The sequence below is a fragment of the Caballeronia terrestris genome (assembly GCF_001544515.1).
GTDB lineage: Bacteria > Pseudomonadota > Gammaproteobacteria > Burkholderiales > Burkholderiaceae > Caballeronia > Caballeronia terrestris.
This window is the reverse complement of the sequence record NZ_FCOL02000100.1, coordinates 1-12668: the sequence shown is the minus strand read 5'-3', so window position 1 is coordinate 12668 and position 12668 is coordinate 1. Positions and strand designations below refer to the sequence as shown.

The 12668-nt window shown below is 58.6% G+C and carries 13 protein-coding genes and 1 pseudogene; 6 read left to right on the top strand and 8 right to left on the bottom strand.

What is annotated here, in order from left to right; all coding sequences use genetic code 11:
• A pseudogene (locus tag AWB67_RS43525) lies at window positions 1–143 on the top strand (curlin-associated protein); the annotation flags it as partial.
• 320 nt (window positions 144–463) lie between these two features.
• Here the strand turns inward: AWB67_RS43525 and AWB67_RS32025 are convergent.
• Both AWB67_RS32025 and AWB67_RS32020 read right to left on the bottom strand, forming a co-directional pair.
• On the bottom strand, window positions 464–904 hold the full coding sequence (locus tag AWB67_RS32025; RefSeq protein ID WP_087660092.1) for a hypothetical protein: 441 nt from the start codon (window positions 902–904) through the stop codon (window positions 464–466).
• Window positions 901–1830 carry an ArdC family protein gene (locus tag AWB67_RS32020; RefSeq protein ID WP_087660091.1) on the bottom strand — a complete coding sequence of 310 codons (930 nt, stop codon included), beginning with the start codon at window positions 1828–1830 and terminating at the stop codon, window positions 901–903. The genes AWB67_RS32025 and AWB67_RS32020 overlap by 4 nt, the downstream gene beginning before the upstream one ends.
• Window positions 1831–2435: 605 nt before the next feature.
• On the opposite strand from AWB67_RS32020, the gene AWB67_RS32015 reads away from it, so the two are divergent.
• Window positions 2436–2657, top strand: coding sequence for a hypothetical protein (locus tag AWB67_RS32015; protein WP_087660090.1), 222 nt, complete (start codon window positions 2436–2438; stop codon window positions 2655–2657).
• A 987-nt stretch (window positions 2658–3644) separates the two neighbouring features.
• On the opposite strand, the gene AWB67_RS32010 is transcribed toward AWB67_RS32015, so the two are convergent.
• Complete coding sequence (locus AWB67_RS32010) at window positions 3645–3920, bottom strand: hypothetical protein (RefSeq protein WP_087660089.1); 276 nt, start codon at window positions 3918–3920, stop codon at window positions 3645–3647.
• Between the two features lie 361 nt (window positions 3921–4281).
• Window positions 4282–4494, bottom strand: coding sequence for a hypothetical protein (locus AWB67_RS32005; RefSeq protein ID WP_087660088.1), 213 nt, complete (start codon window positions 4492–4494; stop codon window positions 4282–4284).
• Window positions 4495–4812: 318 nt separating this feature from the next.
• Between AWB67_RS32005 and AWB67_RS32000 the strand changes: the two genes are divergently transcribed.
• From AWB67_RS32000 to AWB67_RS31990, 3 genes are all read left to right on the top strand, one after another.
• Window positions 4813–5301: a hypothetical protein gene (locus tag AWB67_RS32000; protein ID WP_087660087.1), complete on the top strand. Its 489-nt coding sequence runs from the start codon at window positions 4813–4815 to the stop codon at window positions 5299–5301.
• A 281-nt stretch (window positions 5302–5582) separates the two neighbouring features.
• Window positions 5583–7592, top strand: a complete 2010-nt coding sequence (rpoD, locus tag AWB67_RS31995) for an RNA polymerase sigma factor RpoD (protein WP_087660086.1) — start codon at window positions 5583–5585, stop codon at window positions 7590–7592.
• A gap of 529 nt (window positions 7593–8121) precedes the next feature.
• Entirely contained in the window at window positions 8122–9480 is a 1359-nt protein-coding gene (locus tag AWB67_RS31990) for a hypothetical protein (protein WP_087660085.1), read from the top strand.
• A 61-nt stretch (window positions 9481–9541) separates the two neighbouring features.
• On the opposite strand, the gene AWB67_RS31985 is transcribed toward AWB67_RS31990, so the two are convergent.
• The 4 genes from AWB67_RS31985 to AWB67_RS31965 form a co-directional block, all read right to left on the bottom strand.
• Entirely contained in the window at window positions 9542–9817 is a 276-nt protein-coding gene (locus AWB67_RS31985) for a hypothetical protein (protein ID WP_087660084.1), read from the bottom strand.
• A 1230-nt stretch (window positions 9818–11047) separates the two neighbouring features.
• Entirely contained in the window at window positions 11048–11686 is a 639-nt protein-coding gene (locus AWB67_RS31970) for an ATP-dependent DNA ligase (protein ID WP_235025450.1), read from the bottom strand.
• Window positions 11683–11847, bottom strand: a complete 165-nt coding sequence (locus AWB67_RS41030; RefSeq protein ID WP_159965027.1) for a hypothetical protein — start codon at window positions 11845–11847, stop codon at window positions 11683–11685. The genes AWB67_RS31970 and AWB67_RS41030 overlap by 4 nt, the downstream gene beginning before the upstream one ends.
• Before the next feature lie 31 nt (window positions 11848–11878).
• Complete coding sequence (locus AWB67_RS31965) at window positions 11879–12172, bottom strand: hypothetical protein (RefSeq protein WP_087660082.1); 294 nt, start codon at window positions 12170–12172, stop codon at window positions 11879–11881.
• 282 nt (window positions 12173–12454) lie between these two features.
• On the opposite strand from AWB67_RS31965, the gene AWB67_RS31960 reads away from it, so the two are divergent.
• Complete coding sequence (locus AWB67_RS31960; RefSeq protein ID WP_087660081.1) at window positions 12455–12634, top strand: hypothetical protein; 180 nt, start codon at window positions 12455–12457, stop codon at window positions 12632–12634.
• Window positions 12635–12668: the final 34 nt, after the last annotated feature.

Here is a 12668-nt window from a genome sequence, read left to right as displayed (position 1 = left end):
CGCAGAGCGGCGCAGGCAACGTAGGCCTGATCGCGCAGGGTGGTCTGGGCAACAGTGCATCGCTGTCGCAGGCCGGCTACGGCAACTCGGCTGCGGTGACGCAAGTCGGCGTGGCCAACAAGGCGACCGTCGCCCAGCACTAAGCTGGACGGCACGGCATAGTCATCAGGGCGGTCAGCGGTCTTTCGGGCCGCTGACCGCCCTTTTTGCTTACCTTCCTACCGTCCAGTGGGCGAGCGCCCGGCTTGTTCGCGCTCGTGGCGAACAGCCGCGAGCGGGCTTCATCGGTGTCGAGAGGACCGGACAAACGGCGCTTTCGGCATCGCCCGTTGCAATCATTGGGTGTTCCATATTGCTATCGGAGGCGCCTGTGGGGTTCCCCATAAACCATGACCTTGCGTTTCTTGGCTCCTGTGGACTGTATCGAATGCAAACCCGACTTGGCTGCAGCCGGGTTCTTTCCTCATTGATCCGTCGCGCCTTCGGCTGTCGCGATCACCTGCTCGGCGTGGCTTGCGGCCTCTGCCAGACGGGCGGCCGGATCCTCGAACCGATCACTGGCGCTCTCGATTGCCGCCAACAGCGCGTGGGCCTGCGCAGCAAGTTTCTGCACCGCGTCAAGCAGCGCGGGGGCGGCCTCGCACAGAAGGAAGGCTTGCCGCCCGCCGTAGCGGAGGAATGCCCCGTCAAGGGCGACATCCTCCGCGATCAACTGCCGATGAGTCTCATCTTTGATTGAAACAATCCGGGCGCAAGCGGCGTTGCCCCAGTCCGGATCATCACAAAGGTCTGCCGGGTCGAGCGTCTTGGCCGCCTTGATCGCGGCCGCCGGCGTCAGCGCCTCGATGGTTCTTGTGCCGTAGTGCGGCACGTCGATGGCGAAGAGAGCAGTGTAGAGGCTCATGCTGCCGCCTCGCTCGGCGTTTCAGCCTGCAGGGAAAACAGATAGTCGCAGGCCCGTTGGGCGTGGCCGGCTGCCGTGAAGATCGCCTTTTTATCGGCCTTCAGTACCTTGAGCCAGTGATCAAGATAGGAGGCGTGGTCGGTACGCGTCTCGGGCGTGATGCCCAGTTGCGCGCACAGGAACGCGGCGCCCATCTCGGCAATCAGCTCTTCGGCGGCGTACGCTTCGTCACCGAAGCGCTTGCCCAGTTGACGGTTCAGGCGCGTGTAGTGCGAAGTCCAATGCGTGATCTCATGGGCTTTGGTGGCTTCGTAGCTTTCTGCGGTGTCGAACGCTTCAGCGGGCGGGAGCTGCACGATGTCGAGGCCCGGGGCGTAGAAAGCGCGGTTGCCGCCATGACAAACCGCAGCGCCCGTTCTCGCGAAGAACATTTCGGCAAATTCGATCAGCTGAAGGGGCACGGCGCTCGGCGCATGCTCGCCATTGGGCGCGGTAGCCGGTTCGACCCGGTAGCCTTCCGGCAGATTATCGATCTGCTCGACGTTGAAAACGGTATAACCCTTCATGAAGGCGATGTCGTGCTCGGTCACTTCGCCGTCGTCGTTCTCTTCGGTTTTGGTGACGGTGCTCGCGTACACGACGAGCGAACCGTGCTCGCCTTTGCGGACCTTGGCACCCAGTTCGATTGCTTGCTTGAATGTCATCCAGCGGTTGGAGCGGTAGACTTTCTCGAGGGCTTCGCCCCACAGCAGCAACACATTGATGCCGCGGTAAGGAATGCCATTGGCACGAACGGGGAGGGTGATGCGCGTGGTTGCATTATCGGCTTTCCAGGGCTTGGCCCAAGGCCGAACGCCTTGTTCGAGGTCGGCAATGATTTTGTCGGTGACGCGGGTGTAGACATCGATTTTCGCTTCGCTCCTCATGATCTTGCTCCTGAAATTGGCTTAAGGGGTCTGCGCTTTCTGTTGCGCATGGCCCCGTGCCACGTGGCGAACGCGAGGAGGCAAGCGGAGGTGCGGCCCAGGGCGAGGGGGATCACCCGGGATTTTTTCGGTCGTTTGGAAAAAATTTTGGGGATACGACCAGGGCCGGTCGAAGACCTTGCACTGAAGAGCGCCAGGGCGAGCAGCCCTTAGCTCCTTTCATCTGAATGAGTCTTGGACTTTGCGAAAGGGATCGTCACCGAATGGCCGGGACGTCAGGCCCGGTGAGCGCACGCGAATAGAGCCCGGTCCGGCCCTGGCCGGATTCGCCCCGGATTTTTTCGTAGTTAGCTGAGCGAGTCGGCCGCAGTTCATCCCTGCCGCGCCCGATGCAGTCCCATCGTCGAGCGAGGTTGCCGAAAACCGGGGGGAGGCACGCATGGCTGCGGCGACGGCAACGCTGCGGATATGAACTTGCACCCCTAAGACTGTCGCGCGTCGATGGCGCTTGCTTTATGGAGTGAGCACGGCAAAATCACAGGACCGGTTGCAAGCGCGGAATCGCGTGGCGCAATGGTGGTTGAACTCTAACTACTGAGAGAAAAATGACAAAAGTGGCTTACACCTACGCGCATATCACCGAGAAGGTCGAAAAGGAAATCAGCAGTCTGATGACCGAGGCGCGTGGGGAGGCGACGCTGGAAGAGAAATTCCGCAAGCAACACTATGCGACCGGTGTCTACTTGGCATGGCGCGCGATTGCCGCCTTTGACTATGAGCCCGATGATGCGGAACGGCTCAAGGCGATGCTCTCGACGGTAGGCTGAAGTAAGCGTGCTGAGCCACGTTACATCCATGGGTGGGCGCGGCGAGGGGTTCGACCATGCCCACGTCCTGAAGGCGCCTGGCGTGCGCGGTGACATGGGCGTCGGGCATGAGAAATTCACCGCGCTCGCACCACGCCAACATCGGGTGCTTTTAAACTTTGGGCGTCGACGATCGGTTCCGCTTCTGTCCTTACAGGACGCAGCGTTGTCGCAGATCGCCCCCAAATGGGCTCGCGATAACTGGGCTAGAGTTCGTGACACGCTTTAAAACGCCGGCCGCGCGCCATGCTAATCGGTTCTTTTGTTGGGGCGGCAATGCGGTCGGTCGCTGTAAGGGCTGTCGCACTGCCAAACGGAAGGCGCGCGGGCGGCTCTCCCAGATGCAGACGCATGGAAAGAAAAAGCCTCATCAACGGTCAAGGATGATAAGGCTTTGAGAAAGACCCCGATTCATTGCGCCTTTGGAACCTATCAAATTCCAGCGTTCTGGCCGTTCTTCGACGGCCCGGCAAATGTATGTTTTAAGCGGACGCTTGAATGTGCGCTTCCAGACGTGGTGCCTTATCTTTGTCCTGCACGAGCAGGCTTCTTGAGCCGTCTCCGAAAGCAACCGACAAAACGCGATGAGACAAGACAAACGAGCCTTTCGAGCAGTCTATCCGAGCGGTGCTACAAGTTACCGTGGCTTTACATGCGACCGGACGCCCAATCCGAGACGGTAAAAGAGCGGATTGTCGAAAGGTGGGCCTACGTATCGTGGCTCGCTGGCTTCGGCGCCGGCGATCAATACTTTCGAGACCAGCGATCGGGATCTGAGCGACAGAAGGAAAATGTGAAAGATACGGCAGACGATGCCGCCAACCGCGCTGACGACACACGCACCCGGCGCCGGCGCCCTACCGATGCGGGCATTGAAGAGCGACGCAGGTGGCATGGGGTGAGAGGGCCAGCACGGTTCGCAGCATCTTTTTCGCTTCATGAATCAATTCACATGCTGCCCTCGAGCCGTTTTTGAAGGACTTCATACAGCTTGAAGAGCGCCATTTTAAGGTCGCAATTCTCAGCGAGGATCTTGGCAGTTAGAATTGCGTCTGCCTCAAACGGGTCGAGGTTGATCAAGCGCTCTGTTCGTCGAATCAGCAGATGCACCTCTAGACACAGCAAACCAGGGTAGTGAGCGTCTGGATTACAATTGATCTCTTTGCATAGAACGGTCCAGCGATCAGCCAGCTGGTTCAGTGTTTCCGGATAGATACTCTTCACTGCTTCCCCCGAGCGGCTGGTGGCGCTGTTCGACGCGCGCGACGGCTGGCCAGGTGGGCCGCTATGCCGTTATCGCTGGGCCGGCCTTTCTGTTCCAGTTCTTTGTGCGAGGGGCGCAGTTTCCAGCATGTCGTTCTGCAATATTCGATTTTGGTTTTGCAGCGCATTTGCCGACGAACGCGACTCGGTATCCTGCCCGCGTTGGCTGAAAGGGACACGCATCTCGCCAAGACTACCTTACTAGCGCACGTGGGACCTAATGCCATACGATAACCGACGGTGTAAGCACACTACGCACTTCGCTGTCTTCAAGGACAACCGGCACGTGGATCCCCCACACGTGAACAGCGGCACGGCGTAGCTAGCGCGCGGAAATATAATCGCCTCGGCCGTTGATACGGCTCACTCCATCCGCCGCTTCGGACTCGCACGGACTGTCTTTGGAGAGTCCGGCGAAACGCCCATGCTCTGCCGCCTCCGCGAGGACGCTTTCAGGAACCAGCTCTCCAATCAGGAACGTGCCGAACGACCCCACTGCCACGACGACGATCGCAGCTACGATCAACATCTCCATATGCACTCCCGGCAATTAGCGCTTATCGACTCGTTATAGCTGAGACCGCGAAAAACTAGAGCATTTAGTGTGCCTCGTTCGATCGTGCGGGCGAAGCGCATGGGTTCGATACCTGCACTGAGCGACCACGTCTCGCCCATCGCCCTTGCCAGCCGATGCGCCCAGCTCTCGAAGCGTTAGCTCACTTGCCCCTAACCGGCCTACCGATTGCTTAACCGTATTGAACGAAACTACACTATGCAGGCTGGGATGCAGCTAAAAGTGGCCGTGAGCCGAAGGTAAATACAAACTTGCGATGGTTGACAGACGAGTGACCGGATGGCCCAGAAGAGACAAGTCGCATTGAAGCGCGGAATGGCAAAGCGCGGAAGAAGTAACAAGGTGCTCTACATGCCCCTTGACGTTGCAACTGCGAATCGTCTCTCGCTTCGGTCGTGGACCGCTCTGGAACGTGCGCGCGCGGGACACGGAGATCGGACGGCAGCTTCGGCACTTGCCCACGCGACGATTGTGACGGATTTCCTCAGCATGGCCGGCTGCGGTTCGATCGACCGTACGGCGATGCTGACGGCAAGAACCGGATTGGCGGAGACGATGGAGCGGGGCTTGCAATCAGACGAATGGATCTTTCCTCAAAATCTTTTAACGGTGCTTGGTACGGTGCTTAATGAGCATCATCGGCAATTACGTGAAGAGCGGATGGCCGCGATCGTAGAAGCCACCGAAAAGTTGGAAGTGCATCTAAAGCGTGGAAATAGTATGCTCGACCTGCTTCGTTTCTTCCCGCGAAGCGATACAGAGGTGTGAGCGAGGGTACGCAGATTGAAAGCGCACGCCCTTCCGAGCCAATGGCGCACGATAAACATACGCACTCCGCTCGTCAGGGCGGGTGGCATAGTAGACAGTTTGGTTTTGCAACCACAATCGGCCGCTACGCCTTCGCGCCTTTTCTAGCGGGCTGCGCCCCGTGTTCGTGTTGCGATTCTTGTTGTCGCTGCGCCTGAGCTGCGATTTCCGTTTGTGCGCGCGAGTCGCGATGCAATGGTCACCGTTCCGCCCGCACCGAGCAACCCTGTCGAGGAACCTCAATGCGAAGTTTTGATCAGGAAGATTCGGAACGGGACACGGCCGCAATGGCGCAGAAAGCTCTCGTCCGTCCCACAGCGAGGGGCAAAGCCGCCGGGACCTTGCCACCGATAGCCGCATCTTCGACGGCGGTACAAGATGACGAGCGACAGAGCCAGATGCGCGCACTCATTCAACTGGGCAGGGTGCGAGGCTACCTGACCCACGCGGAAATCAACGATTTTCTGCCGGACAGCTTCGCACAGGCTGCGACCATTGAAACCGTTGTCAGCACCTTCAATGACATGGGCGTGGCGGTCTATGAGCAGGCGCCCGATGCAGAGACGCTGCTGCTGAACGACGCTGTAGCGGCCGCCGTGTCAGACGACCAGGCTGACGAGGAAGCCGAGATCGCGCTCTCGACGGTCGACTCAGAGTTTGGTCACACGACGGACCCCGTGCGCATGTACATGCGCGAAATGGGCGGGACCGAATTACTGACCCGCACGGGTGAAGTCGAAATAGCGAAACGCATCGAAGACGGTCTTCAGGAAATGATTCGGGCGATTGCTGCCTGCCCCGGGACGATCTCCACGATTCTCGCAAGCGCGGAGCAGATTGCGGCCGGTGAGCTACACATCGGCGAACTGGTCGACGGCCTCAACGACGACATCGCAGAGGTCGGACAGTTTACCCCGGACTCGACTGCCGTAGAAGACTTCGATACGGACGCTGTAGACAGCGACAGCGACAGCGTCGACTCCGAGGATGACAGCGGTCTCGTAGTAGCGGATTCGAACGAAGCAAACGAAGCGCGTCTGAAACAGCTGACAAACGACAGCCTCGCTATTTTTGCGCGAGTGAAAGCTTTGTCCGACCAGATGCCGCGTGTCGACGTGAAGGAAGGCAAGGGCGCGGTTGTCTTCGCACGCCTGTGTGAAGAAATGCAGCGTGAGCTCGCGACCATTCGCTTCACCGCGCGAACGATTGACCGGTTGTGCGCCGACGTTCAGCAGCAGGTGGCGCACGTGCGCACAGTCGAGCGGCGCATCATGCAGATTGCCGTGGAGCGATGCGGGATGCCGCGCGAGCAGTTTGTCGAATCATTTCCGGGTCATGAGACAGATTTTGATTGGACCGCAAACACTGCGGCGGCGTCCCCGGCGTACGGCGCCGCACTCGAACGCAGCTTGCCCTCGATCCAGGCCGAGCAGCAGAAGCTGATCGATATCGAAACGAACGCGGCATTGCCGCTGCAGCAGTTGAAGAAAATCAATCGGCGAATGATGGCGGCTGAGGCAAAAATGCGGCAAGCAAAACACGAGATGATTGAGGCGAACCTGCGTCTTGTCATCTCCATCGCGAAGAAGTACGTGAACCGCGGGATGCACTTCCTGGACCTGATTCAAGAGGGCAACATCGGCTTGATGAAGGCGGTTGACAAGTTCGAGTATCGGCGCGGCTGGAAGTTTTCGACCTATGCGACCTGGTGGGTGCGTCAGGCAGTGATGCGCGCGCTCGCGGATCAAGGGCGCACGATTCGTGTGCCGGTGCATATGGTCGATTCGATCAACAAACTGCACCGGATTTCGCGCGATATTTTGCAGCAGACCGGACGGGAACCTGATCCGGCTGTCTTGGCCGAGCGCATGGGAATGCCGGAAGAAAAGATCCGCGTCATGCTTAAGGTCGTCAAACAGCCAATTTCGTTGGAAACGCCAGTGGGCGAGGACGCCGATTCCACATTTGGCGACATGATCGAAGATCTATCTGCGGCATCTCCGGCGGACGCGGCCGTTCACGCGAGCATGCGGGCCGCGATCAATGAGGCGCTTGAGGCCCTCTCGCCGCGTGAAGCGAAGATCCTGCGGATGCGCTTCGGGATTGATACAGCGTCCGACTGTACGCTTGACGAACTGGGCATGCAGTTCGACGTGACGCGCGAACGGATTCGCCAGATCGAAAGCAAGGCAGTGCGAAAACTGATGTATTCGAACCGCGCCGCTAAGTTAAGGCAGTTTTTCGATCAGTGAGTCAGAGAGCGTATTTATCGGAGCGTCGAATGGCGTTAAACGACGGGGAGGCGTTTTAGTGCATCGCGAAGCGCTGCCTCGATGCGTTTAGCGAGGATGCGAAGCATATTGCGCCGGAGTGCGCTCCGCGCAGGGACTCGTTGGTCAAGGTCCATGGGTTGCCGCATCCGCGGCCACTGGCACGCTCGTCAACCGAGGTTATCCACAATCTCAGTGGACAAGCGTGTAGATAACCTCGCAGTCGGCCACCTAACTCGTTGACGTTCAACCATTTTCGGGATGCGCTCAAAGACGCGTCAAACGGTATTACTGTTTTCTTTCAGTTCACGGTTTGTTGGGATCCCATCGACTATCACGGCGTGCCGCTTTCGCAAGGTTGGGCACGTGCGGGTTGACGGTCCCTGTATGGCGCTGGTGAGGGAAGCCCGAACAGATCCTGCCGACCGCTGTCTGGCTTTTGGCCGCTCTAGTCTCGACACCGCCTCGTCTATAATCAACGACAGTATCCTTTATCGTAGGAGCCCCACTTATGAGTCAAGCGCGCGGGCGATACTCGGGATCTCGAGCCAGCGGTCAGCGCCAACCGAGCGCCATCAAGAAATCGCTGCCAGACCGACATCGCCAACCCTATGTGAACGGGTTGCCTACCCGAGACACGACTCAGACCGCTTCAATTTTCAAGACCCGCTCATTCCAGTTCCTTGTCGATGCGGTGGGCGCAGAAAACATCGCCCTCGGGCTTGATTCGAATCTGGCGCGAGTGAACGAACTGATGAAGGGAGAGCGGTTCACGCCCGAGACGGCTTTTCATATGGAAACCACGCTCGGGTTGCCACACGGCTTTTTTGACCAGCCTAATCCTGTGCTCGCGGCTGAGACCATCGCGCGCTTGAGATCACCGTTAGATTTTGTTCAAACAGACGCTGAACCGGAAGCGGTGGGCGAAACATTCGAGCCGGATTGCGCCCCCAGAGTCAGCGACCAGCCGTTTCTTGAGGATCGTGTTCCGAAGAAATCGGAAATGCAAAAGAAAGCACCTGGCGGCTCATCGAAGCTCGTCCAGAACAGTAGCGACGCGACTGGGGAGCCTATCGCTCGTACCGCTGTAAAAGAAGCGCCAATGAAAGTTAAGACTTCTGTAAAAGCAAGCCCACAGCCATCGCTGGCTTTAGATAATGCGGCTATTCAAAATATCAGGCGCGCAAACCTCCACGTGCTTACGACCCGCAACGGATCGAAAGCGAAGCTTGGCTCGGTCATGGGGCTCACCGGCTCCAACATGGCCCATCGGCTGCACGGCAAGAAGCGCATGGACGACGCCGAAGCGAATCGTTTTACGGAACGCCTCGGGTTGCCAAATGGGTGGTTGGACACGCCGCGTTCGGAAGCAGATATTCCAGAACCGGTGTCTGGTTTGCTGCTTCCTTCTCCCCGCGGTCGTGCGCTCCAACAGGAGAGAGTACTTGGGGTCGCAGCAGAGGAGCCCGCGGCAGCGCCAGTCGATATTGATACCGTATCCGCCGTGCGCGCTGCAGCGAGCACGTTCGATGATAGCAGCCCGCATTTTCCGGCGGAGAGTGCGACCGGCGACGCGAGTTTCGTCAACCTACAAGATCAGCAAAGCGATTTGGCCACAGAGCCTGCAAGTCCCTCACTGAGGGAGACCGATGCCTTGTTTGGGTTAGCGCAGGAGCACGTCTCAGTCGCTGCAGTTCCACAGCTACATCCGATGCCGCGCCCGTTCACGTCCGTAACAAGCCTGAGCAGTCTTGAAGGTATCGAACCGATAGCGGAAGCGTTGATCAAGACCTTGGCAGGCAAAGCACGCACTGGACGATTGGACGAATTAAAAGCGCTGCAGTTGTTGCAGCAAGCCGTGCTGCTGTGAGTAGATCGCCGGGCCGAAACGCTGCCCAACTCATTCGGACGGAAATGGCGGGCGCCACGTATTAGGCCCCGCGTCTTTCCAACCGTGCTTCGATGACTTCATGCAGCCTGAAGAGCGCCATCTTCAGGTTGCCGTCGGCCGTCAACCGACAGACCGTCTGCAGCACTTCCTGCTCAAATGGATCAGGCTTGATAATGTGTTCCGTCTGCTGAACGAGTTCTGCCACGTCGACATAAGACTGCCCGTGATATCGGCCTTCGTGGCGGTTTAGCTGATTCATCAAGACCGTCCAGCGATCGGCGAGTTGGTCCAACGTTTCCGGGTAGAGCGCTTTCACTTTCCCTCCACACGAAAAAAACAAATGGTTTGAGCATGTTACCGATGACTATCTTATCTGCTATAGGGACAGACCATGTGAAGTGTCCAGCTCTCAGGTAGGTGATAGGCAGCTTACGCGGCCGTATTGGCTGCTCAAGCAAGCACGAATAAGATGTTAAAGATATGGACGAAAGGCAAGGGCGCGTGATAAGCCGTGACGCGGGCATTAGAGAGAGTGGAAAGGGCGGACCTCACGCGTGCCTATTTAGCCGCGCCGATTGAAGCAGCGCCCGCAACCGCATCCTCCATGTTGCGAAAGTCCTGATCGCTGCCCTGAAGTATCTGCCACGCGGTAAACGTAAGTCTCTGCTTACGCTCCCATTGATCAACGCTGAGCACGCATCGCGGGAAGATTCGACTGTACGCAGCCAGTAAGGGGTGAAAGTCAGGCCGGGCACTGAGGGTCGCCAATTCCTGTTTTTCTTGCGGAGAGAGGCTTTCAGTCAGGCAGATTATCGTGTCTGCGTCGTCAAGCTGGCGTGCTGTCTCTTCGTGGGCGTTCCATGTTACCGCGGTCCCAGCACAGATGGCAGCTCCCGCACCCACACCAAACATCACACGCGTACTTCGTTTCATCCTTTCCCCATTGCTTGCTTCCCCGGCAGTTTGAGTATAGCCGCTGCCCGTGTGCTCAATTCCTGTGAAGGTGTCAGAACCCCTACGGGGAGCGGGATAGCCCCTCGAAAAGACAATCACGAGTAAGTAGATAGCCACCTATCGTTGCAGCGCCTCGGTGCGAGACGCTGCGGGCGTTTCCTGCGCGACTGCGCGCGCGGCAGGGCCGCGAGTCCCGGAAAGAACACATCGCAGCGTTCGCCATGCGCCGACGAGCGCCTGTTCGGGCAGTTCGCCAGTTCGGCGCCGAGGTCCGTCATTAGAAAATCGGCGCCGGACTGGTCAACGAGCTGCGGGAGGTGGTATCGGCCGCGCCGGTCACAACGTGAGCAGGCGACGTCGAGATGGCTTGTTCTAGAAGCCATATCCGCCGGGGCGACACTTCCAGAGGTTTGCATGGTTGCTCGTGGCGTTCGGTATGAGCGGTTGCAGATCTTACGTTCCGCGACGGACTCGTGCGCTAAGCTAGACGTGGGACGATCGCATGCCCGCGGCTTGATGTAGTCTCATGTTGAGCGCCACGGCGAGCACGCACGCGCGCAAGGTCGACGCGTTCCATTGCATGCCAGGCCGACTAGAGCCTACCGAAATCGAGGGCAGCGGGGCGGCTGTAGTTTGCATTTTTAAACTTCAGCCAGTTGCGACAGCGGCCGGCTTGATAGGTCGAATCGATGCGCTTGGCGACCATCCCCTCGAAGTTGTGCAGCCCAACCTGTTCGAACACTTGTGCGCCGAACGCGGCCGTCCCTGTCACGCAGATCAGCACGGCCGTGTCCTCAAAGGTGTCGACAAGCCTCTTTTTCCGCTCGATCAGCGACAATGCTCGGAGATCGCGCGCTCCCGCCGCGAGCAGATCGAACATGTGGAGCCGCGCCGGGTGCAGTTTCATCGAGGCGCGCACCCGCGTCGCGACTGACGTACGGGCGCGAACCTGGACACGCTCGAACGACGACTGGCCGGTCGGTTCATCGACGGTCAGTTCCGCATCCCACACGAAGCTGCCTGGCACCCGTTCGAGCGCGGCCACCACATCGGGGAACGACCGATTCATGCATTTGCCTTGACAGGAAATCAGTTCGACACGCGAGCCAAACTTTCGGACCAAGCATCGATAGCCGTCATATTTCAGTTCGAAAATCCAATTCTCGTGGGAAAACGGCGCGCGATGATGCGTGGCGAGCATTAAGTCCGAGGCGTCGATCGCCGGAATCATGCGCAGGTTTTCGCAAGCCGCGCGCTCACGGATGCAGGCTTCGCCCAGGCGTTGTCGGGATCGCAGCTCGAATAGACGCAGAAGGGTTCGAAGTCGGCGAGCGACGTAAGGCCTGATTCGTCAGGTATGAGCGGGTGCAGCTGGAGAATGTCGGCCAGCATTTTGTCCGGTTTTCCGTAGCACATGCTGTCCTCAGCGCAAGACGCCCGCTTGCTCCGAAATCAAATGGTGGACGTCCATCAACACTTTCGCTTGGCCGGGGGTGGCTGCCGCAGCAAGTCCCGCCTGCAACTGCAATTGTGCAAGCAGTTTGATTTTGTTCTCCGCCGGCGTCCCGCACTTCCACACGTCCAGATGCTCCAACGAGTCGCTCGCCAGCGCGGCGACTTGATCGGCGACGTTTTCTCCGCTGTGGTTCTTGACGCCCAGCGCCAGGAATTGGTCGACGTAATGTTTGACGATGCCGCCCTCGTTGCTGTCTGCCATTTCGATCTCCACAAGTAAAGACCAATTGTATCTGGGCGTGCTGGCCCGCCGACCATAAAGATTGCGCCACTCGCGCCGATAAACATGGGCCGGCTTGCCGCCGGTTTCAGCCGAACCTGGGAGACGGGCGTGTGGAAGGGAATAACCTGAGAGGCATGATTGACGGGTTTTCATCGTGAACCCGCATCGACGCTACTTTGTTTATGTCGATTCGGAGGCCGGTGCTGGCGCCGAAACCATTGTCGTTGTGACGCGTGCCTGGACGTCGTTGCGTTCGATCGCGTGGCGGATGAAAACGCCGTCCCGGCAGCGGCGCTCGCCGACTGGTTTAGCGATACGGACGAAGGGCAGGAGACGATCGCCGAGATGATCGCGGGCATGGATGTGAAAATGCGGATCGGCGGCGAAGTCCAGTCACGGGGGGAACTCGCATTAATGACGGCTGACTCGACAGTGCACTAATCAGAGCGACGACATCTTTAGTCAGTAATTTGAC